This window comes from Streptomyces sp. NPDC018045 (assembly GCF_044327445.1).
GTDB lineage: Bacteria > Actinomycetota > Actinomycetes > Streptomycetales > Streptomycetaceae > Streptomyces.
In genome coordinates this window covers 921,720-943,124 of sequence record NZ_JBIRFL010000001.1, presented here as the reverse complement: position 1 = coordinate 943,124, position 21,405 = coordinate 921,720, and the positions used below count along the sequence as shown (strand labels likewise).

Below are 21,405 nucleotides of genomic sequence, written 5' to 3'. Positions count from 1 at the left end.
GGAAGGATGGCTTGACATGTTGACCGACTCCGAGCGCCGGGAGGCCGATGCGCTGCTGGCCTCCGCCGGCTGGTACCCGGGGCGCGACGTATCGGATCGGGTGCCGGAACTGGTGCGGTTCGTCGTCGCGGACCTGGCGGCTCAGGCATGCCCGGTATCGCTCTCTGGTGCGGCGGAAGAGTTTCTGAACTCGTACGGCTTCCTCGACGTGGAGTTCCCCTACGATGAGGGTCGTACGGAGCATTTCAATACGTGTGCGAAGTTCTGTGACGACAGGGCTGAGGAGATCCGTGAACTCAGCGAGGGGTTGCAGGCGCCGGTATTTCCGGTCGGCTGGGACAGTATCGAAGGGGGGCTGGCGGTGATCGACCCGTCCGGTCGCTTCTTCTATCTGCATCACACCGGCTTCTACTACTTGGGGTCAGAGATGCGGGAAGCTGTCATCAGGTTGATGAACGGACGCACCGAGCCTGCCGAGGAATATTATGTCTGATCTTGTGCCAGGTACTGCTTCTTCGCTTCTCGTGCAAGGGAGAATCTTCAGTCACACCAATCTGAGCGGTGCGGGTGAGCCGAACCTCCACCCGGCTGTGCGTGAGTTTCTTGAGGCCCTGCCTGTTGAGTTCCAGGATTCATTCACCGGGTACTGCGCCGAATCCGCCCTCATCTCCGATCAGATGTGGGGGATCGACGCCGAACGTCCCGGCCGTGCCCCGATCTCTCTGGACGAGGCTCTTCCGCACTTTGCGGGAGCCGCCATGGTGTCCAAGATGATCCGTGAAGAAGGAGACCCGGACCACGGGCAGCCGACGGCGCCGTGTGCGGCCTGCCGGGCGCTGATCGACCGGCTGGGCATCGATTTCGTCGGTGCCTGACGGTATGAGTGAGCGGACGGATCGCATGGTGCGCAGCGCGCTCGCGGTGCTCGGTGACGCGGGATGGTCGCCGACGCGCGATGCTGGGTCGGCCGCGTTGTTGGCCATGCTGGAGACCGTGAGCACGGTCGGGCCCGGAAGCGGTGTCCCCTGGGAGCCTTTTCCGGCGGCGGAACGAGCGGTGCGCCGATTCCACGGGTTGGATGTGCTTCTGCACGGCCCCGGCCTGGAGTGTGGCCTACGGGCCTTCGTCCTCGATCCCCGCGAGGGACGCTTCGCGTCGGCCACCATGCACCGTTTCGGAGAACGGATCGGCAGCCGTGTCTTCCCGCTCGGATCGCATGGGGACGCGTCCCTGCTCGCCGTGGACGAACAGAGCCGCCTCTTCATGGTCAACCACGGCGGCTGGTGGTACCTCGGTGATTCGGTGCTCGCCGGGCTGGCCGTACTGATCGAGGGGCGGCGGCCGAAACGGGTGGGGGAGGACGGGGCGTGGGAGTCGGTGGAGTCGGACCCTGCGGAGTCGGGACCGGAACCGACAGGGGCCGGTGGCGGTGCGTCGTCGGAGGCCACCCGGACTGAGGGCGTGGCCCCCGGTGCTGAGGTGCGCGCTGTCTTCGGGTGAGGAGCCGCCCCCGGCCCTGGACTGCGGGGCGGGTGCGGTCTGGTGGGGCGGCCGGACGGCCCGGCTACTTGCCCAAGTTCGGCGGCGGTATCGGCGTAGTCGCCAGTGACTGTGGTGAAGTCGGGCTGGCCAGGGCCGATGGGGCGGCTACCGTGGCGGTGGGGTCGGGGGTGGGGGATTCGTCGGGGGTGGTGGGGAGGGGGCGGGGGGCCAGGGTGATGCCGGCGGCGTCGAGGGCCTTCTTGATGCGCCAGCGGAGTTCGCGTTCTATGCCGAGGGCCTTGCCGGGCATGGTCTTGGCGGAGACGCCGATGGTGACGGAGTCGAGGTGGACCTCGCTGAGGCCGAGGACCTCGACGGCCTCCCAGAGCTGTTCGTTCCAGGGTTCGGCCTTGGACATCTCCTCGCCGACGGCCGTGATGAGGGCGCGGGCGCGGTCCAGGTCCTGGTCCGGGGCGATCATGACGTCGACGGTGGCGGTGGACCAGCCCTGACTGAGGTTGCCGATGCGCTTGACCTCGCCGTTGCGGATGTACCAGATGGCGCCGTTGGGGCCGCGCAGCTTGGTGACACGCAGGCCGACCTCGACGACCGTACCGGTGGCCACGCCCGCGTCGATCTCGTCACCGACGCCGTACTGGTCCTCCAGGATCATGAAGACGCCGGAGAGGAAGTCCGTGACGAGGTTGCGTGCGCCGAAGCCGATGGCGACGCCCGCGACGCCGGCGCTGGCCAGCAGCGGGGCCAGATTGATCTTGAGGACGGACAGCACCGTCAGGGCGGCGGTGCCCATGATGACGAAGGACGCGACGCTGCGCAGCACCGAGCCGATGGCCTCGGAGCGCTGGCGGCGGCGTTCGGCGTTGACCAGGAGCCCGCCCAGCGCGGTGCCTTGGGCGGCCGTCGCGGTGCGGTTCATCCGCTCTATGAGTTTGGTGATCGTGCGCCGGATCACATGCCGCAGGATCACGGCGATCACGATGATCAGCGCGATCTGCAGACCGGATGTGAGCCAGGTCGCCCAGTTCTCCTCCACCCATCCGGCGGCGTTGGTGGCCTTCTCCGTGGCGTCGTCGAACGACGCCCGGCGATGCGCGCCGGGCGGCGTGGCGGCTGGGGAAGCGGACCAGAACACAGCAGGAACCTCCGTGTGGGACAGCAGACCCGGGTCGGGACTCACCGTGCCCCGGGCAGACCAACCACACTAACGGGGCAACGGGGGCGGTCCGCGCCGGTGTTCGAGAGTGACCGGACCCATGACGGGTCTGTTTGGGGGGAAGTAAAGGCATGTGGTGGAAAACACCTCGGACCCGTTACCCGGTGATGGTGGCGCCGCGACCAGGCACCGGGGGACACTGTGGAGAGATCGTCCCGGCGCGAGCCACGCGCCGCCGGCGTACAAGGAGGCACCCGTGCCGCATGTCCTGGTCCTCAACGCGTCGTACGAGCCGCTCGGCGTCGTACCGCTCCGCCGCGCGCTCATCCTCGTCCTCAACGAAAAGGCCGTGAGCCTTGAGGAGTCCGGCGCCCTGATGCACAGCGCGACCCGTGTGATGCCCGCTCCCAGTGTGGTCCGCCTCAAGCGTTTCGTGCGGGTGCCCTTTCGCGGCCCCGTCCCGTTGACCCGCCGTGCCCTCTTCGCCCGGGACGGCGGGCGGTGCATGTACTGCGGTGGCGTCGCAACCAGCGTCGACCACGTCGTACCGCGCAGTCGTGGCGGGCAGCACACCTGGGAGAACGTCGTCGCCGCGTGCCGCCGCTGCAACCACGTCAAGGCCGACCGGCATGTCGCCGAGATCGGCTGGCGGTTGCGGCATCAGCCCGCGCCGCCGTCGGGCCTGGCCTGGCGGATCATCGGCACGGGGCATAGGGACCCCCGTTGGCTGCCATATCTGCAGCCGTACGGGGCGGATGACGCGCTGGCCCGGATCGATGCCGTATCGGCTTAGGTCCGGGTTTTTGCGTGGGGTGCCCCCCGACCGGGTCCGGACGGAGCCCGGGCCCGGGCCCGTGCCGCCGGCCCCTCGTCCGCCGGGCCCCGCTCCCGTCCGCGCGCCGCCCCGCACGCCCGCCTTCCCCCGCCTACCGGCCGTCGCCCGGCCACTCCTCGTCGGCCGACGGACCGTCCCCGGGCGTGCCCCCGGTGGCCGGTGGCCGGGCAGGCGTGCCGGGGTGGGCGCCGCCGGGCGGCCGGGTGGGCGGTGGGGCCGGTTTGTCGGAGCCCCGCACCGCGTACGCCTCCACGCTCCACAGTGAGTAGCCGAAGCGGGTCGCGCGCCGGTCGCCCTGGACGCGTACGAAGCGGACGTCCTTCGCGTCCATCCGGACGGTCTCGCGGCCTCCCTTGCCGTCGCGGACGGTGGCCGCCGTGCGCCAGGTGACGCCGTCCGCGGACACCTGGACCCGGTAGCCGGCCGCGTAGGCGTCCTGCCAGGTGAGGACGAGGCGGCCCAGGCGGGTGGGGCGCGGCAGCGCGAACTGGAGCCAGGCGTCGTCCTGGGCGGGGGAGGACCAGCGGGTCTTCGGGTCGCCGTCGGTGGCGGCCGCGGCCGGGAAGTCGGGCGTCTCGTCGCCGGAGGACGTCGTCGCCGCGTCGCGGGCCAGGTCGGGCCCCGCGGTGGGCGGGTAGGTCCGGACGGTCAGCGTCCGCTTCCGGTCCCCGTAGGTGACGGGGATCTCGTACGTGCCGGACTCGGCGTCGCGGGGGACCGTGACCTGGATACGGGCGGTGGCCGTGCCGCCGCGCGGGGCGGTGACGTGCTCCGGCGCCCGTACGGTGAATCCCTTGGGCGCTTCGGCCGTGAGCTTGCCCTCCACGTCGGCGGGCCGCCGGGAGAAGATCCGGGCGTCCACGGAGAAGGTGCCGCCGGTGTCGGCGTCGATCTGATCGCGGGAGAGTTCCAGGCCCGCCGCCGGGGTGTCGGCGAACCACGGGGTGAAGGAGTGCACGGACGGCGCGGTGGCACCGTCCTTCCAGGCCAGCCGGATCCCGTCGGCCTTCAGGCCGCGCGCCTCGGTCTGCGTCCAGCCGGTGCGGGAGAGGCCGCCGAGGCGGCGCCAGCCCTCGCCGGGGACGTGCGCCTCCACGGAGACGGCGGCCGCCGACGGGCTCGGCTCGGTGAGCGAGGTGACCGCGGTCAGCGGGCGGGGGCGGCCGAAGGGGACGGTCAGGGCGGTGGGGTGGGCGTCCTCCTTCGGTGGCGGGGTGTCGGAGCGGGCACCGGTCCACGCGTCGGACTCGGTCATCGCGCGGTCGAGGAAGGGCCCCAGAACGCCCTTTCCGACCGTCACCGGACTCTTTTTGATCTTCTTGAGCAGGTCCTGTATGGCGCGCTGGGCGGTCCAGGCGGCCGAACCGTCACCGCGGGCCTGCGCCACCAGCATGTCCACGGCGCGCTCGCCCGCCGAGCCGTAGCGCGCCAACTGGCGCGCCCAGGGGCGTACTTCGTCGGCGAGGTCGGGGGCGAGCCGTTCCGGTGCGCCGCTCATCGTGTGGAAGGCGGCCCGCAGCCGGGCGGCCGCCTTGGTGTAGCGCTCGTCGTCGCCCCGGGCGTCGCTGTTGGTGGCGGCGGCGCGGGCCTTCCAGAACGCCTCGATCAGGGGCTTGAGGTACGCGGACTCGTCGGTGCCCAGGACCGAGGAGGCGTCGTTGCCGGCCAGGGCGTGCAGCGCGGCGCGGGAGGAGGTGTCACCGCCGGAGAGGTCGTCGATGGCGGCCTGCCAGGAGGCGCCGGGCCGGTAGCCGCGCGGGTTCCAGGCGTAGTCGGCGGAGGTGAACAGCGCGATGCGGGACGCGGTGGGCTGGGCCATGGCGTTGGCCAGCAGGGCGCTGGAGCCGGTGGCGACGGCGGGTTCGCGGCCCGTGTAGGGGCCGAGGAAGATACGGTCCTGCGCGTAGTCGTTGACCGGATAGTTGTCCATCGTGACCAGCCGGTGACCGAACACCTCGCGGGCCTCGGCCAGTTCGCTGCCGGTGATGGTGCGGGGGACGACGCCGACGCCGGTCCACGCCACCTCGACCCGGTCGGACAGCGCGGCGGCGAGCGCCTCGCGGTAGGCGGTCGAACCGTCCTGGTAGTACTCGGTCGGCATCAGCGTGAGCGGCGGGGCCTCGGGGTGCCTCGTGGCGAGGTGGTCGGCGAGCGCGTCCGCCACCTTGGCGTGCGCCTTCGCGGCGGCCTCGGGCCCGGAGCCGAAGGCGTCGGCGTCCGCGTCGCAGTGCCACTCGCTGTAGCTGACGTCCTGGAACTGGAGCTGGAAGGCGCGCACACCCAGCGCCCACATCGCGTCCACCTTGCGGCGCAGCGCCTTCAGGTCGTCCTCGGAGGACATGCACATGGCCTGCCCGGGGGAGACGGCCCAGCCCAGCGTCACATGGTTGGCGCGGGCCCGGGCGGCCAGTGCGCGGAAGTCCTCGCGCTGCGCCGCCGGGTAGGGGTCGCGCCACCGGAACTGGCGGTACGGGTCGTCGCCGGGCGCGTAGAGGTAGCGGTTCTGCTTGGTGCGGCCCATGAAGTCGAGCTGGGCCAGGCGCTGCTCACGGGTCCAGGGCTGGCCGAAGAAGCCCTCGGTCATGCCGCGTACGGGGGTGCCGGGCCAGTCCCGGACGACCACCGCGGCCAGTTCCTTGGCGCTGCCGGCCCTCCCGCCGGCGGCCGGGCCCCCACCGCCCTCGCCGCCGTCGCTCCCGGAACGGTCCACGACGAGCTGACGCAGGGTCTGTACGGCGTGGAAGAGGCCGTCCGGGCCGACGCCGTCCAGGGCGACCGTGTCCCGGCCCGCGACCTCCCCGGCCGCGAGGCGGTAGCCGCCGGACGGCAGGTCCCCGCGGGCCGGGGCGCGGAGGGCCCGCAGCGCGGTTTCGGCGTCCGGGCCGCCGACGCGGAACACCGGTCCCTCCCCGGGCAGGGCGCGGCCCGGGCGGACCTCGTGGACCGTATGGACCCCGGCGGCGCGCAGCAGGGCGCGCAGCGCGTCCAGGGCGTACGGGTCGGCGTCCGGCGCGGCGACGACCGTGGCCTCGCCGTCCAGCGGGACGGGCGCGCCGGCCGGCCGCATCGACTGCGGGCGCGGCCACACGGCGGGCAGTTGCCCGGCGGTGGCGGTCCGGCCGGTGCCGTCCGGGCCGTCGGTCCGCGCGGGCAGGTCGGGAGTGCCGACGGCCGGGTCGGCGGGCGCCGCCTGGGCGGGGGCGGTGCTTCCGAGGAGCCCGCCGATGACGGCGGCGGCGAGGGCGGTGGCCCCGGCGACCCGCGCGCGGGCCCCGGCCCGTGCGGCGCCGAAGCGGCCGATGCTGCCGGTGCCGATGCTGGTGGGGCCGGTCAGGCGGGGGCCGGGGACTCCGGCCCGGTGGGCGTCGGGGCCCACGGCCCGGCGGGCGCCGCCGTCCTCGGCGCCGCCCGGGTGTGCACCGCCGTCCCCGGTCCCGCCTCCGGCCGCGCCGCTCCCGGCCGCGCCGTTCCCCTCGCTTCGCCTGCCGCCCCTTCCGGCGTCCCGAACGCTGTTCCGGACTCGCACGGTCTCTCCTCAGTCCCCGTATTCCTACGCACCGGCCGGCCACCGCCCGGCCGCCCCGCGGCCGCGCGCCCCTGAGCCGACTGTCGCGGTGGGGCTCCGTACCCCGTGGAAACCCCGCCGGACAAGCCATCGGCAGTGACCCCACCACTGTGGTGGTGAGGGTGTCAACGGCGGAAGGCGAAGTGCCGGGTTTGCCGTGTGCGACCGGCGTGTCGCGGCGTGTTCCGGGGGTGCGCGCGGTCGTCCGGGCCGGATGGGTGAGGGATGCGTGGCGGTGGCCGGGCGAGGGGCGCGTGGTGGTCGCCGGGTGAGGGGTGCGTGGCGCGGTGGCCGGTGGTCGGGCGCCGCGCCCTCGGGAACGCGCCCCCGCCCCCCTGGGGACCTCCGCCGCCTCCTCGGGGACCTCCCCACCCCTGAAGGACTTCCTCCGGATCGCCCTTCCCGGGGGCGGCTCTGCGCCGTCACCCGTCCGGCACCGGCAAATCGCCTGCACGAGGGATGTGTGACCTGGGCCACGTTGATTGAATGGGTACGTCTGCGACCGCCCGGAGTGGGTAGGGCAGGTCGTGTCCCACTACCGACGAACGGGAGGCCCTCCGTGGCCGCGTCCGCTCAGCTCCTCCTCGACGCACTGTCGTCCGCCCCCGAGTACCCCGCAGAGCGCGTCAAACCCTCCGCATTCGAAAAAGCCGGGGCGGGACTTGCCGACCCGGGGCAGCCGGTCGAGCCGAATCTGTTCGACGGGGTGTCCGACCCCGACTCCGGTCTGGACGGATCCGGCTCGCTCTGCTTCTGCGAACCGCCCCTCACCAGCGAGCCCCCGCTCGCCGACGCCGCCCCGCTCACCAGTGAGTCCCCGATCGCCGCCGAGCTGCCGCTGACCAGCGAGCCCACCGCGACCGGCCTGGGCACGGAGACCATGGAGGTCTGATGGGCCGACCGCGGCTCGCCGGTCTGCACGGTGTGTGCACGTCCTATGAGCCCGCACCGGGCCGCATCGAACACGTCGGTGACGACACCGTCGTCGCCGTTCTCGCCGCGCTCGGGGTCGACGCCTCGACTCCGCACGCCGTACGCGCCGCACTGGAGGCGTACGACCACGGCGCGGGCCGGGCCCTGCTCCCGCCCACCGTCGTGGTGCGCCCGGGCCGCCCCCCGGAGCTGTCGCGCCTGCCCGAGGGCACCGCCCTGCGGGTGGAGACCGAGTCGGGCGAGGTGCTCGACTGGGGTCCGGACCCCGGAGGCCGCGCGGAGTACGCGTACGAGCCGCCCGCCCGGGAATCCGGCCGCGACGGCGCCCGTACGGCGCACCGGGGCCGCGACCGTGGCCAAGGCCGCGACCGGGATCAACACCGCGACCGGAGCCGCATCCGGAACGACACCGCGAACGGGACCACGGGTCCGGACGGTCCCGGAAGCGACAGCCGCCCCCCGCCCCCCGCCGACCACGTGGGCCGCCTGCCCCTCGGCATCCACACCCTGCGCGCCCACACACCCGACGGCCGCTCCGCCCGCGCCCATCTGATCGTCGCCCCCGACCGGATGCCCGCGCCGCCCGGCCGCACCCACGGGTTCATGGTGCAGCTCTACTCCCTGCTCTCCGGCCGTTCCTGGGGCATGGGCGACCTGGGTGACCTCGCCGAGCTGGCCGCCTGGTCCGGGCGCGCGCTCGGCACCGGCTTCGTCCAGATCAACCCGCTGCACGCCGCCGTACCGGGGGCGCCCACCGACCCCTCGCCGTACCGCCCCTCCTCCCGCCGCTTTCCCGACCCCGTCCACCTGCGCATCGAGGACGTCCCCGAGTTCGGCTTCCTCGAAGGCGCGGCCCGCCGCCGGGCCGACGCGCTGCTCGTACGGGCCCGGAGGCTGCGCGCAGCGGTGCTCGGCCAGGGCGCGCTGATCGACCGGGACGCCGTGTGGGAGCTGAAGAAGGAGGCGCTGGAGCTGCTCTGGAAGGTGCCGCTGAGCCCCGGACGGCGCGCCGCCTACGGGGACTTCCTCGCCGAGCAGGGCACCAGTCTGGAGGACCACGCCACCTGGTGCGCGCTGGCCGAGCGGTACGGCTCCGACTGGCGTGGCTGGCCCGCCGGCCTGGACGACCCGCGCTCGGCCCGTACGGCCCGCACGCGCGGCTGTCTGCTGGACCGCATCGACTTCTACAGCCGGCTCGCGTGGTTCACCGACGAGCAGCTCGCCGCCGCCCAGCGCGCCGCCGAGGAGGCCGGGATGGGCATCGGCCTGGTGCACGACCTGGCCGTCGGCGTCCACCCCTCCGGCTCCGACACCTGGGCCCAGCAGGACGCCTTCGCGGCCGGCATGTCGGTGGGCGCGCCGCCCGACGCCTTCAACTCGCGCGGCCAGGACTGGGGCCTGCCGCCCTGGCGGCCGGACGCGCTGGCCGCCCAGGGCTACGCCCCGTACCGCGGCCTGCTGCGCGGCCTGCTGCGGCACGCGGGCGGGCTGCGCATCGACCACGTCATGGGGCTGTTCCGGCTGTGGTGGGTGCCGGAGGGGCGGCCGCCGACGGAAGGCGCGTACGTGCGGTACGACGCCGAGGCGATGCTCTCCGTGCTGGCCCTGGAGGCGCACCGCGCGGGCGCCGCCGTCATCGGCGAGGACCTGGGGACGGTCGAGCCGGTGGTCCGTACGGAGCTGGCCGGACGGGGGGTGCTCGGCACGTCCGTCCTGTGGTTCGAACGCGACTACGCCAAGGAGCCCGCCCGGCCGCTGCCGCCCGCGGACTGGCGCGCCGACTGCCTGGCCACGGTCACCACGCACGACCTGCCCAGTTCGGCGGCCCGGCTGACCGGACAGCACGCCGAACTCCGGCACGGCCTCGGGCTGCTGGACCGCCCGCTCCCGGAGGAGAAGGCGGCGGAGGCGGTCGAGGTCGGTGAATGGCTGGAGACGCTGCACCGGCTGGGGCTGCTGCCGGAGGGGCGGGGGAGCGAGGAGGCGGCGGTCAAGGCGCTGCACCGCTACCTGCTGGGCACCCCCGCGCGCATGATCGGTGTGTGGCTGCCGGACGCGGTGGGTGACCGGCGTCCGCAGAACCTCCCGGGGACATCGGACGAATATCCCAACTGGCGGCTGCCGATCGCCGATCCGGCAGGACGCCCGCTGTCCTTGGAGGACATCGCCGCGTCGCCCAGGCTCCATGCGCTGATGCGCGAACTGCGCACGTGGCGGCGGTAGTCGGACCGAAGCGGCCGGAAGCCCGGCTGAACCGGCCGGGTGGCCGGCCGCCCGCGCCGGTCTTCCGGTCTTCCGGTCTGCCCGGCCGTACGGGACCATGCCGTGGTCACCGTCCAAGAGATCCGACCTGTCGAGGTCGGGGAGTTGGAGGGAACCATGGCAAGAAGCAGACCGCGGGTCCGCCTGCGTACCGCCTTCGCGCTCACCGTCACCGCCGCTCTCGTCCCCCTGGCCCCGCTCCAGGCCACCGCCGTCGGCGAGCCGCCCGCCCCGGCCGGCCGGCCCGCCGTCCACCGGTCCGCCGCACACCCGACCTCCGCTCACCGGCCCGTGGCGTCCCCCTGCCACGGCCCTGTACGCCCCGCCTCCCAGATGACCGTCCAGCCCTGCGACACCCCGGCGCGGATCATCGAGAAGGCCGCCCACACCGTGCCGACCGCCGCCCAGCGTGCCTGGCAGGAGCGGGAGGTCACCGCGTTCACGCACTTCGGCATGAACACCTTCACCGGCCGCGAGTGGGGCTCCGGCACCGAGAACCCGGTGTGGTTCGCGCCGCCGCGCCTCGACGTGGACCAGTGGATGCGCGCGTACCGGGCGGCAGGCGCCGAGCAGGTCATGCTGACCGTGAAGCACCACGACGGCTTCGTGCTCTACCCCAGCCGCCACACCCCGCACAGCGTCCGGGCGAGCCCCGGGCGGCCGGACGTCGTCGGCGCGTACGTACGGGCCGCCCGCAGGGCCGGGCTCGCGGTGGGCCTCTACCTCTCCCCCTCCGACGGCGCCGAACTGCCGCACGCCTGGCACGCACGCTGGGTCGAGGAGGTCCGGCGCAAGCAGGCCGAGGGCAAGCCGCTGAGCCTGCCCGAACGGGTCGCCCTGGAGGACCGCGGCCGGGCGCCCGCCGGACTGGGCCGCTTCGGCAATGGCAGCGCGGTCACCGAGCGCACCCTTCCCGCCCTCGTCCCGGGCGACGACCGCGCCGACGCCGTACGCGGCGGCCGGCTGCCCTCCTTCACCGTCCGCGCCGACGACTACGGCGCGTACTACCTCAACCAGGTCTACGAACTGCTCACCCAGTACGGCCCGGTGGAGGAGCTGTGGCTGGACGGCGCGAACCCGTGGGCAGGCGCCGGCATCACGCAGAAGTACGACGTGCGCCGGTGGTTCGAGACGATCCGCCGCCTCTCGCCGCGCACCGTCGTCTTCCAGGGGCCGCAGGGCGTGCGCTGGGTCGGCAACGAGCGGGGCGTCGCGCGCGAGACGGAGTGGAGCGTCACCCCGTCCGCCGTCGATCCCTGGTCGGTGCTCTCCGGTGGCCTGCCCAACGACTCCACCGACGCCGACATCGGCTCCCGCGCGAAGCTGCTCGCGCCCACCACGAAGTACCTCCAGTGGTATCCGGCCGAGGCGGACGTCTCGCTCCGGCCCGGCTGGTTCCACCACCCGTGGGAGCGGCCCAAGACGCCCGCCGAGCTGCTGGGCCTCTACGAGAAGAGCGTGGGCCGCAACGCGTCGCTGCTGCTCAACGTGGCACCGGCCCGCGGCGGGCGGATCGACGCGGCGGACGTCACCTCCCTCACCGGCTTCGGACGGGCGGTGCGGGAGACGTATGGCAAGGACCTCCTGGACGGTGGCCGGGCCCCGGCCACGCGGGCGGAAGGCGCCACGTTCGACCGGGTCGGGCTCGGGGAGGACCTGCGGTACGGGCAGCGGGTGGAACGGTTCGCCGTCGAGGCGCGGACCGGCGGGACATGGCGGCGGATCGCCGGCGGGACGACCGTCGGCCACCGGCGCATCCTGGCGCTGCCCGCGCCGGTGACCGCCGACGCCGTACGGGTGCGGGTCCTCGCGGCCCGCGCCGCCCCGCACCTGAAGCCGGTGACCGCCCATCTGTCCCGGCGCTGAACGGGCCCGGCACGGCCGGGGGAGAAGTGCGGGCACAGCCCGGGGCCGGTGCGGAACGACCGGGGGAAAAGTCCGGGTACGGTCCCGGGGTGGGCCGGTGCGGCCGGGTCAGCCGTTAGGCCACCCCGGGCGCGCGAGGGTGAACGGCGTCCGATACGTTGACCTCGTGAGCAATCTGGTCAAGAAGAACGCCCTGCGCGCCGGAACCATCACGGCCGGCACCGCGCTGATGCTGCTGATGTCGTCCCCCGCGTTCGCGCTCACCCGCGACGATGGTGACGACCCGGGTCCGGGCCTGAGTGTCGTGCAGACGCTCGGCCTCTATGTCGCCGCTCCCCTCGTGCTCTTCCTGGTCATCGCCGGTCTGGTCATGGCCGGCGACAAGTCCCGCAAGCAGTCGAAGGTCTGATCCAGAGCTCATCCGCAACGCCTCGTCGAGGGCGCCCGCAGGTTCGTGAGAACCGGCGGGCGCCCTTTTTTCGCGTTCGGCGCGGATTTTCCGGCCGCGCGTGCGGTACCCGTGTACCGCGCCGGCCGCTGCCACGGTGTCGCGGAGGGTGCGATTCCGCCGGGGGGTTGTTTTCACGCGGCCCTAACCTACGATGGCGTAACCTACGGAGTCGTAGGTAAACCCGTCCCCAGGAGTACCCGTGACCATCGCCCCCGACCGTCACGCCGGAGAGCGCGGCCAGGCCGCATGGAGCGACACCCGGCTGCTGTACGCGCTCGAAGAGGTCGTCGAGAAGGAGCTCAACCGGCACCTGAAGGCCGCCAAGGACTGGATGCCCCACGAGTACGTGCCCTGGAGCGACGGCCGTGACTTCGACGGCGTCATGGGCGGCGAACCATGGGCCCCCGAGCAGTCCAAGGTCACCGCCATCGGGCGGACCGCCCTGGTGGTCAACCTGCTGACCGAGGACAACCTGCCCAGCTACCACCACGAGATCGCCAGCCTCTTCGGGCGGGACGGCGCCTGGGGCACCTGGGTGCACCGCTGGACGGCGGAGGAGGGCCGGCACGGCATCGTGATGCGGGACTACCTGCTCACCAGCCGGGCCGTGGACCCGGTCGAGCTGGAGAACTTCCGCATGGCGCACATGTCGGCCGGGTTCGAGTCCGACAACGCCCACAGCGTGCTGCACTCGATCGCGTACGTCGCCTTCCAGGAGCTGGCGACCCGTATCTCGCACCGCAACACCGGCCACCACTCCGGCGACCCGGTCTGCGACCGGATGCTGTCCCGCATCGCCACCGACGAGAACCTGCACATGGTCTTCTACCGGAACCTGCTCGGTGCCGCCTTCGAGCTCGCGCCCGACCAGACCATGTGCTCGGTACGGGACGTGGTCACCGGCTTCCGGATGCCGGGTCACGGCATGCCCGGCTTCGAGCGCGCCGCGGCCCGGATGGCGATCGGCGGGATCTACAACCTGCGCATCCACCACGACGACGTGCTCCAGCCGGTGCTGCGCTACCTGAAGGTCCTGGAGATCGGCGGCCTCGGCCCGGCCGGCCTGCGGGCCCAGGAGGAGCTGGGGCAGTTCATGGGCGGACTGGACGATCAGGCGCGCAAGTTCGACGAGCGGCTGGCGGCCCGGGAGGCCCGCCGGGCGGCGCGCGGCTAGCCTCCCGTCGTCGGCCGGAGGGGCAGGCGGGGGTGTGACGACCGGGTCTGGGGCCGGCGCGATGCCGCGGAGATCCGTCGGAAGCGCCCTGGTACGGCCCGGGGCCGCCGCGGCAGGCGGGCCGGGCGTCGCGGGCCGCCGGGGCCGGGTGCGTACGCTGCCCGCATGGCCGACTGGGACATCAAGAAGCTGCGCGTCCTGCGCGCCCTGCACGAGCTGGGCACGGTCACCGCGGCCGCCGAGGCGCTGCACCTGACGCCCTCGGCGGTCTCACAGCAGCTCACCGGGCTGGCCAAGCAGCTCGGGGTGACGCTCCTGGAGGCCCACGGCCGGCGCGTGCGCCTGACGGACGCCGCGCACCTGGTGCTGCGGCACGCCGAAGCCGTCTTCGCGCAACTGGAACGCGCGGACGCCGAGTTGCTCGGCTACCTCCAGGGCGAGGCGGGGGAGGTGCGGGTCGGCGCGTTCTCCACCTCCATCCCGGCGCTGGTGGTGCCCGCCGTACGGGACCTGCGCGGCTCGCACCCGGGGCTCGTGGTGTCCGTACGGGAGGCGGAGGCGGCGGAGGCGTACGGGCTGCTGGCGGAGGGCAGCGTCGACCTCGCGCTCTCGCTGGCGGCGCACGCGCCGACGCCGCGCGACCCGAAGTTCACCCGGTTCTCGCTGCTCGCCGACCCGCTGGACGTGGCGCTGCCGGCCGGGCACCCGCTGGCGGACGAGCCGGGGCTGCGGCTGGCCGCCCTGGCGGGCGAGCAGTGGATCTTCGGGAGCAGCGGGCCCTGGTCGCAGATCACGACCACCGCGTGCGAGCACGCCGGTTTCGTTCCGGAACGGGCGCACGCCGCTGCCGACTGGGACGCGATCCTGGCCATGGTCGGCGCGGGCATGGGGGTGGCGCTGGTGCCCCGGATGGCGATGTCCGGCGTACGGGGCCGGTCCGGGCCGGGGCACGGGGGCGGGCCCGCGGCGGAGCCGGGGGTGGCGGTGCGGGTGCTGCGGGCCGACCAGCCGCGGCGGCACGTGGTGGCGGCGGTGCGGCGGGGGGCGGAGGAAGCGCCGGGGCCGGCCCGGGTGCTGGCCGCGCTCCGGCGGGTGGCCACGGGCCTCGCGGTGCAGCCGGAAGCGGACACCGGGCACTAGCTTCCGACCGCTCTCGGTCGGCCGGTGGGCCGATCGTTCAGTGTGCCTGAACGTATCCTCCAAAAACTTTCGATAGACCTGGAATAAACGTTCCTGCCATCGTCGAGGAGTCCGCGTCACCCCCTCACCGAAGGGCAGAGATGACCAGCACTCCGGCCGTGGCCTCCTCCACCGATCCGCACGCCAACGACGCCGCACCGTACGGCGGCGGCGATCCGTACGCGGACTACCGGGGCGGGGACTTCCCCTTCACCTCGCTCGTCGACCTCGCCGACCGCCGCTTCGGCGCCGGGGTCATCGCCGCGAACGACGAGTTCTTCGCCGAGCGCGAGAACCTGCTGAAGCCAGGGCCCGCGGTCTTCGACCCGGAGCGCTTCGGCCACAAGGGCAAGATCATGGACGGCTGGGAGACCCGGCGGCGGCGCGGGGCGGACGGCGCGCACCCCTTCCCCACCGACGACGAGCACGACTGGGCGCTGATCCGCCTCGCCGCCCCCGGCGTCGTCCGGGGCGTCATCGTCGACACCGCCCACTTCCGTGGCAACTACCCGCAGCAGGTCACCGTCGAGGCCACCGCGGTCCCCGGCAGCCCGGGCCCCGCGGACCTGCTCGCCGGCGACGTGAAGTGGGAGGAGATCGTGCCCCGGACGCCGGTGCGCGGCCACGCCGCCAACGGCTTCGCGGTGACGGCCGAGCGCCGCTTCACCCACCTGCGCCTCAAGCAGCACCCCGACGGCGGCATCGCCCGGCTGCGGGTGTACGGCGAGGTCGTGCCCGACCCGGCCTGGCTGGACGTGCTCGGCACCGTCGACCTGGCGTCCGTCATGCACGGCGGCGTCGTCGAGGACGCCTCCGACCGCTTCTACTCCTCCCCCACCCAGATCATCCGGCCCGACCTGTCCCGCAAGATGGACGACGGCTGGGAGAACCGCCGCCGCCGGGTCCGCGACACCAACGACTGGGTACGGTTCCGCCTCGCCGCGCAGGGCGAGATCCGTGCCGTCGAGATCGACACCGCGTACCTCAAGGGCAACGCGGCGGGCTGGGCGGCGCTCCACGGGTGCGACGCGGCGACCGCCGACCCGGCCGACGACGACGCCTGGTTCGAGATCCTGCCGCAGACGAAGCTCCAGCCCGACACCCCGCACCGCTTCGCGCTCCCGCGCCCGGTGACCGCGACGCACGTACGGCTGGACGTCTTCCCCGACGGCGGCGTGGCCCGGATGCGCCTGCACGGCGACCTCACCGACGCCGGCCGCGCCGGCCTGGTCCGCCGCTTCGACGAACTGAACGGCTGACCGCACTCCGCCCGGGGCTCCGCCGGAGGGGGGCGGAGCCCGGCGTCCACCGGCTCGCCCGGCAGACGGCAGCGCACGGCGCGCCGCCCGCCGGGCGTCACCGTGTCCGGATGCCCGGCGCCGGACCGCGCACGGCGAAGGCGCCCCGGATCATCCGTCCCGGGGCGCCTCCCGTGCTTCCGCGAGCCGTTACGCGGCGGCCTCGTCCGCCCGCCGGGCCTTCAGCGCCCGCTCGATGCCGGAGCGGGACTCCGTCACCAGGCGGCGCAGGGCGGCGCTCGGCGCGGCCGATTCGAGCCAGGCGTCGGTCGCGTCCAGGGTCTCCTGGGAGACCTGGAGGGACGGGTACATGCCGACCGCGATCTGCTGGGCCATCTCGTGGCTGCGGCTGTCCCAGACGCTCTTGACCGCGGCGAAGTACTTCTCCGCGTACGGCGCCAGCAGCTCCCGCTGGTCGGTCTGGATGAAGCCGCCGATCACGGCCTCCTGCACCGCGTTGGGCAGCTTGTCGCTCTCGACGACCGAGGCCCACGCGTCGGCCTTCGCCTCGGCGGTCGGCCGGGACGCCCGCGCCGCGGCGGCGTGCCGCTCGCCCGCCGAGGTCCGGTCGCGCTCCAGCTCCGCGTCGATGACCTTCTCGTCGGCGCGGCCGGTCGCGGCCAGCCGCTGCACCAGCGACCAGCGCAGCTCGGTGTCCACGGCCAGGCCGGGGATCTCCTGCGTACCGTCCAGCAGGCCCTGGAGCAGGTCGAGCTGCGCGTCGGTACGGGCCGCGGCGGCGAACGCCCGGGCCCAGGCGAGCTGGTGGTCGCTGCCGGGGGCCGCGGCCCGGAGCTGCTCCAGCGTCGCCTCGGTCCACCTGGCCAGGCCGGTCTCCCGCCAGGCCGGGGCCGCGTACAGGTCCAGCGCCAGCTTCACCTGCCGGTGCAGCGACTGCACGACGCCGATGTCGGACTCCTTGGTGATGCCCGACAGCACCAGCTCCAGGTAGGCGCGGGTGGGCAGCTCGCCGTCCCGCGTCATGTCCCAGGCGGAGGCCCAGCTCAGCGCGCGGGGGAGCGACTCGGTGAAGTCGCCCAGGTGCTCGGTGACGACCCGCAGCGAGTCCTCGTCCAGCCGGACCTTCGCGTACGACAGGTCGTCGTCGTTGAGGAGGATGACGTCCGGGCGGCGGGTGTTCGCGGGGAACGGCACCTCGGTGCGCTCGCCGTCCACGTCCAGCTCGATCCGGTGCGTACGGACGAGCTTGCCGTCCTTCAGGTCGTAGCAGCCGACCGCGATGCGGTGCGGCCGCAGCACCGGCTCGCCCTTGGCGCCGGCCGGCAGGGCCGGGGCCTCCTGGCGGACGGCGAGGGAGGTGAGCGTGCCGTCCTCGGCGACCGTGGGCTCCGGGCGCAGGATGTTGATGCCGGCCGTCTCCAGCCACGCCTTCGACCAGGTCTTCAGGTCCCGGCCGCTGGTCTTCTCCAGCGCGCCGAGCAGGTCGGACAGCCGGGTGTTCTTGAAGGCGTGCGCCTTGAAGTACGCCTGCACGCCCTGGAAGAACTCGTCCTGGCCGACGTAGGCGACGAGCTGCTTGAGGACGGACGCGCCCTTGGCGTACGTGATGCCGTCGAAGTTGACGAGCACGTCGTCCAGGTCGCGGATCTCGGCCATGATCGGGTGCGTGGAGGGCAACTGGTCCTGCCGGTACGCCCAGGTCTTCATGGAGTTCGCGAACGTGGTCCAGGCGTGCGGCCAGCGGCTGCCCGGCGCGTGGGCCTGGCAGGCGATGGAGGTGTACGTGGCGAACGACTCGTTCAGCCACAGGTCGTTCCACCACTCCATGGTGACCAGGTCGCCGAACCACATGTGCGCCAGCTCGTGCAGGATGGTCTCGGCGCGCGCCTCGTAGGCGGCGTCGGTCACCTTCGAGCGGAAGACGTACTGGTCGCGGATGGTCACCGCGCCCGCGTTCTCCATCGCGCCCGCGTTGAACTCCGGCACGAAGAGCTGGTCGTACTTGGCGAACGGGTACGCGTAGTCGAACTTCTCCTCGAACCAGTCGAAGCCCTGCCGGGTGACCTCGAAGATCGCGTCCGCGTCGAGGTGTTCGGCCAGCGACGGACGGCAGTAGATGCCCAGCGGCACCGACCGGCCGTCGCCCTCCCAGGTGCTGTGCACGCTGTGGTACGGGCCGGCGATCAGCGCGGTGATGTAGGTGGAGATCCGCGGTGTCGGCGCGAACCGCCACACGTTGTCCCGGGGCTCGGGCGCCGGCGAGTTGGAGATCACCGTCCAGCCCTCGGGGGCCTTGACGGTGAACGTGAAGGTCGCCTTCAGGTCCGGCTGCTCGAAGCTGGCGAACACCCGGCGGGCGTCCGGCACCTCGAACTGCGTGTAGAGGTACGCCTGCTGGTCGACCGGGTCGACGAAGCGGTGCAGGCCCTCGCCGGTGTTGGTGTACGCGCAGTCCGCGACGACCTTCAGCTCGTTGCGGCCCTCGCGCAGGCCCGGCAGCGCGATCCGGGAGTCCTCGAAGACCGTGCCCGGGTCCAGGGACTCACCGTTGAGCACGACCTCGTGCACGGTCGGCGCCACCAGGTCGATGAACGATTCCGCACCCGCCTCGGCGGCGTCGAACCGCACCGTGGTCACCGACCGGTAGGTGCCGCCCTCGCCCGCCTCCTGCGCACCGGAGAGGTCCAGATCGATCTCGTACGCGTCCACACTCAGCAGCCGCGCCCGCTGCTGCGCCTCGTCGCGGGTCAGATTCGTGCCAGGCACCCGTTCATCTCCTTCGCATCGGACTTTGGGCCATCCTTCCACGGAGGCATGCTGCGACGGAGGGGGGTAAACGAGGTGGTAAAGCTGTTCCGCTCGCAGTAGCATCGAGGGTATGAAGGTTAGTGTCAGTCTTCCGGAAGAGGACATCGCGTTCGTCGACGCGTACGGCAAGAAGACCGACGCCGAATCTCGGTCGGCCGTGATACACGCGGCGATCGAGCTGCTGCGGTCCTCCGAGCTGGAGGCGGATTACGCCTTGGCCTGGGAGGAGTGGGACGAGAGCGACGACGCGCGGCTGTGGGACGGGGTTTCGGGGGACGGAATCGTCGATGCGGCGCGGTGACATCTACCTGGTCGACCTGGAGCCGGTCCGGGGGAGTGAGGCCGACAAGCTGCGTCCCGCGGTGCTCGTGTCCAACGACGCGGCCAACCGTTCTGTTCAGCGTGCCGGAAGGGGCGTGCTCACGGTGGTGCCTGTGACGTCCAACGTCACTCGGGTCCTCCCGTTTCAGGTACTGCTGACCGCCGGCGACTGCGGGCTTCCGCGGGACTCCAAGGCTCAGTGCGAGCAGGTGCGCTCGGTGTCCGCCGAGCGGCTGGGCCGGCGGATCGGCAGCGTTCCGGCGCGGGCGATGGTCGGCCTGGACGCGGCCCTGCGCAGGCATCTGGGGCTCTGAGCGCGCCGGTCCACCCGTGGCGGACCGCCTTGAATCGCCCCACCTCCCCGTCCGATTCCCGCCGGAAACCGGCTTCTCGTACGCCCACCCTGTACGCATGACGACGTACACACCTCTCCCCATCCCCGAAGCCGCCCTCAAGGAACTGCGGGTGTCCGACGACTCCGGCCGGGCCACGGAGCCGTATGCCGCCGGAAGTGCGAGTGACCGCATCGGCAGCGTGGGCAGCCCGCTGCGCTGCTGCCTGCGGGCCGTCGAGGAAGGCGAGCGGATCGCGCTGGTCTCGTACGCGCCGCTGCGGCGGTGGGCCGAGGAGAAGGGGGCCCGGCCCGGGGCGTACGACGAGTGCGGGCCGGTGTTCCTCCACGCCGACGAGTGCGGCGGGCCGGACGCGGGCCGGACCGGGTACCCGTTCGCCCGGCCGGGGGCGCTGCGGACGCTGCGGCGCTACGACGCGGACGGGCACATCGTCGGCGGTCGCTGCTTCGAGATCCCGGAGGACGCGGACGCCGGGTTCGACGCGGCGCTCGCGGAGGCGTTCGCCGAGCCGGACGTGGTGCTGGTGCACGTCCGCGCCCTGGAGTACGGGTGCTTCCACTTCGAGGTGCGGCGGCCGTAAGAGCCCGTGTCATGACCCGGCACGAAGCCGCCGAGGGGCCCGTCCGGAAGATCCGTACGGGCCCCTCGGCACCTGCGGAAACGTCTCAGCCGCGCAGTTCCGCCGCGACCAGTTCCGCGATCTGGACCGCGTTCAGCGCCGCGCCCTTGCGCAGGTTGTCGTTGGAGAGGAACAGCGCCAGACCGTGGTCGACCGTCTCGTCCTTGCGGATGCGGCCCACGTACGACGCGTCCTGACCGGCGGCCTGGAGCGGGGTGGGGACGTGCGAGAGGGCGACGCCGGGGGCGCCGGCCAGCAGCTCGTTGGCGCGCTCCGGGGTGATCTCGCGCTCGAAGCGGGCGTTGACCTGGAGCGAGTGGCCGCTGAAGACCGGGACGCGCACGCAGGTGCCGGAGACCTTCAGCTCCGGGATCTCCAGGATCTTGCGGCTCTCGTTGCGGAGCTTCTGCTCCTCGTCGGTCTCGTTCAGACCGTCGTCGACGATCGAGCCGGCCATCGGCAGCACGTTGAAGGCGATCGGGCGGACGTACTTGTCCGGCGCCGGGAAGTCGATGGCCGAGCCGTCGTGGGTGAGCTTGGTGGCGTCCTGCTCGACGGCCTTGCGGACCTGCTCGTCCAGCTCGGCCACGCCCGCCAGACCGCTGCCGGACACCGCCTGGTACGTGGCGACGACCAGCGAGACCAGCCCGGCCTCGGCGTGCAGCGGGCGCAGCACCGGCATGGCGGCCATGGTCGTGCAGTTCGGGTTGGCGATGATGCCCTTGCGGCGCTCGGAGATCGCCTGCGGGTTGACCTCGGAGACGATCAGCGGGACGTCGGGGTCCATGCGCCACGCGGAGGAGTTGTCGATCACGACCGGGCCGGCGTCGGCGACCTTCGGGGCCAACGCCTTGGAGGTCGACCCGCCCGCCGAGAAGAGCACGATGTCCAGACCGGAGTAGTCCGCGGTGGCCGCGTCCTCGATCGTGATCTCGGTGTTCTGCCACGGGAGCGTACGCCCGGCGGAGCGGGCCGAGGCGAACAGTCGAAGCTGCTCCACCGGGAAATCCCGCTCGGCGAGGATGCCCCGCATCACGCTGCCGACCTGACCGGTGGCTCCGACGATTCCGATCCTCATGGCACTCCTTGTTCGGTACGTACAGCAGCGGAACGGGTGCCGTCGA

General features: G+C 73.0%; 18 protein-coding genes. 14 read left to right on the top strand and 4 right to left on the bottom strand.

Translation table 11 applies throughout. The features are described 5' to 3' along the window. The first annotated feature begins 16 nt into the window (after positions 1-16). The 3 genes from ACH4EB_RS04020 to ACH4EB_RS04010 are packed head-to-tail and all read left to right on the top strand — an operon-like array spanning position 17 to position 1,500. Positions 17-493: an SUKH-3 domain-containing protein gene (locus ACH4EB_RS04020; RefSeq protein ID WP_398345681.1), complete on the top strand. Its 477-nt coding sequence runs from the start codon at positions 17-19 to the stop codon at positions 491-493. After that, positions 486-875, top strand: coding sequence for a YwqJ-related putative deaminase (locus tag ACH4EB_RS04015; RefSeq protein WP_398345680.1), 390 nt, complete (start codon positions 486-488; stop codon positions 873-875). Before ACH4EB_RS04020 ends, ACH4EB_RS04015 begins: the two co-directional genes overlap by 8 nt. Before the next feature lie 4 nt (positions 876-879). Further along, positions 880-1,500 (top strand): SUKH-3 domain-containing protein, encoded by a 621-nt coding sequence (locus ACH4EB_RS04010; RefSeq protein ID WP_398345679.1) that lies wholly within the window; start codon positions 880-882, stop codon positions 1,498-1,500. Positions 1,501-1,564: 64 nt separating this feature from the next. On the opposite strand, the gene ACH4EB_RS04005 is transcribed toward ACH4EB_RS04010, so the two are convergent. Beyond that, complete coding sequence (locus tag ACH4EB_RS04005) at positions 1,565-2,635, bottom strand: mechanosensitive ion channel family protein (protein ID WP_398345678.1); 1,071 nt, start codon at positions 2,633-2,635, stop codon at positions 1,565-1,567. A gap of 277 nt (positions 2,636-2,912) precedes the next feature. On the opposite strand from ACH4EB_RS04005, the gene ACH4EB_RS04000 reads away from it, so the two are divergent. Further along, the gene (locus ACH4EB_RS04000) at positions 2,913-3,449 is read left to right on the top strand and encodes an HNH endonuclease (protein WP_003982442.1); all 537 of its coding nucleotides are present in this window, start codon (positions 2,913-2,915) and stop codon (positions 3,447-3,449) included. Positions 3,450-3,582: 133 nt separating this feature from the next. On the opposite strand, the gene ACH4EB_RS03995 is transcribed toward ACH4EB_RS04000, so the two are convergent. Next, positions 3,583-6,792 (bottom strand): beta-N-acetylglucosaminidase domain-containing protein, encoded by a 3,210-nt coding sequence (locus ACH4EB_RS03995; RefSeq protein WP_398345749.1) that lies wholly within the window; start codon positions 6,790-6,792, stop codon positions 3,583-3,585. A gap of 823 nt (positions 6,793-7,615) precedes the next feature. Here ACH4EB_RS03995 and ACH4EB_RS03990 point away from each other — a divergent pair. The 7 genes from ACH4EB_RS03990 (at position 7,616) to alc (ending at position 16,180) form a co-directional block, all read left to right on the top strand. Beyond that, the gene (locus tag ACH4EB_RS03990; protein ID WP_398345677.1) at positions 7,616-7,948 is read left to right on the top strand and encodes a hypothetical protein; all 333 of its coding nucleotides are present in this window, start codon (positions 7,616-7,618) and stop codon (positions 7,946-7,948) included. Further along, a complete protein-coding gene (gene malQ / locus ACH4EB_RS03985) occupies positions 7,948-10,212 on the top strand; it encodes a 4-alpha-glucanotransferase (protein WP_398345676.1) in 2,265 nt (754 codons plus the stop codon). Before ACH4EB_RS03990 ends, malQ begins: the two co-directional genes overlap by 1 nt. A gap of 156 nt (positions 10,213-10,368) precedes the next feature. Further along, complete coding sequence (locus ACH4EB_RS03980) at positions 10,369-12,117, top strand: alpha-L-fucosidase (RefSeq protein ID WP_398345675.1); 1,749 nt, start codon at positions 10,369-10,371, stop codon at positions 12,115-12,117. Positions 12,118-12,283: 166 nt separating this feature from the next. Next, positions 12,284-12,526 carry a hypothetical protein gene (locus tag ACH4EB_RS03975; protein WP_365835026.1) on the top strand — a complete coding sequence of 81 codons (243 nt, stop codon included), beginning with the start codon at positions 12,284-12,286 and terminating at the stop codon, positions 12,524-12,526. A gap of 241 nt (positions 12,527-12,767) precedes the next feature. Continuing rightward, positions 12,768-13,742 (top strand): acyl-ACP desaturase, encoded by a 975-nt coding sequence (locus tag ACH4EB_RS03970; RefSeq protein WP_398345673.1) that lies wholly within the window; start codon positions 12,768-12,770, stop codon positions 13,740-13,742. A gap of 165 nt (positions 13,743-13,907) precedes the next feature. Further along, positions 13,908-14,882, top strand: coding sequence for a LysR family transcriptional regulator (locus ACH4EB_RS03965; RefSeq protein WP_398345672.1), 975 nt, complete (start codon positions 13,908-13,910; stop codon positions 14,880-14,882). A 140-nt stretch (positions 14,883-15,022) separates the two neighbouring features. Next, entirely contained in the window at positions 15,023-16,180 is a 1,158-nt protein-coding gene (alc, locus tag ACH4EB_RS03960; RefSeq protein ID WP_398345671.1) for an allantoicase, read from the top strand. A 189-nt stretch (positions 16,181-16,369) separates the two neighbouring features. On the opposite strand, the gene pepN is transcribed toward alc, so the two are convergent. Continuing rightward, positions 16,370-18,946 carry an aminopeptidase N gene (pepN, locus tag ACH4EB_RS03955; RefSeq protein WP_398345670.1) on the bottom strand — a complete coding sequence of 859 codons (2,577 nt, stop codon included), beginning with the start codon at positions 18,944-18,946 and terminating at the stop codon, positions 16,370-16,372. 112 nt (positions 18,947-19,058) lie between these two features. On the opposite strand from pepN, the gene ACH4EB_RS03950 reads away from it, so the two are divergent. The 3 genes from ACH4EB_RS03950 to ACH4EB_RS03940 all read left to right on the top strand — a co-directional run bounded on the left by ACH4EB_RS03950 (position 19,059) and on the right by ACH4EB_RS03940 (position 20,242). Further along, complete coding sequence (locus ACH4EB_RS03950) at positions 19,059-19,289, top strand: ribbon-helix-helix domain-containing protein (protein WP_398345669.1); 231 nt, start codon at positions 19,059-19,061, stop codon at positions 19,287-19,289. Further along, positions 19,276-19,623 (top strand): type II toxin-antitoxin system PemK/MazF family toxin, encoded by a 348-nt coding sequence (locus ACH4EB_RS03945; RefSeq protein WP_398345668.1) that lies wholly within the window; start codon positions 19,276-19,278, stop codon positions 19,621-19,623. The genes ACH4EB_RS03950 and ACH4EB_RS03945 overlap by 14 nt, the downstream gene beginning before the upstream one ends. 97 nt (positions 19,624-19,720) lie before the next feature. Further along, on the top strand, positions 19,721-20,242 hold the full coding sequence (locus ACH4EB_RS03940) for a DUF1203 domain-containing protein (RefSeq protein ID WP_398345667.1): 522 nt from the start codon (positions 19,721-19,723) through the stop codon (positions 20,240-20,242). An 85-nt stretch (positions 20,243-20,327) separates the two neighbouring features. Here the strand turns inward: ACH4EB_RS03940 and ACH4EB_RS03935 are convergent, their stop codons facing one another. Next, the gene (locus tag ACH4EB_RS03935) at positions 20,328-21,359 is read right to left on the bottom strand and encodes an aspartate-semialdehyde dehydrogenase (RefSeq protein ID WP_398345666.1); all 1,032 of its coding nucleotides are present in this window, start codon (positions 21,357-21,359) and stop codon (positions 20,328-20,330) included. Positions 21,360-21,405 lie beyond the last annotated feature (46 nt).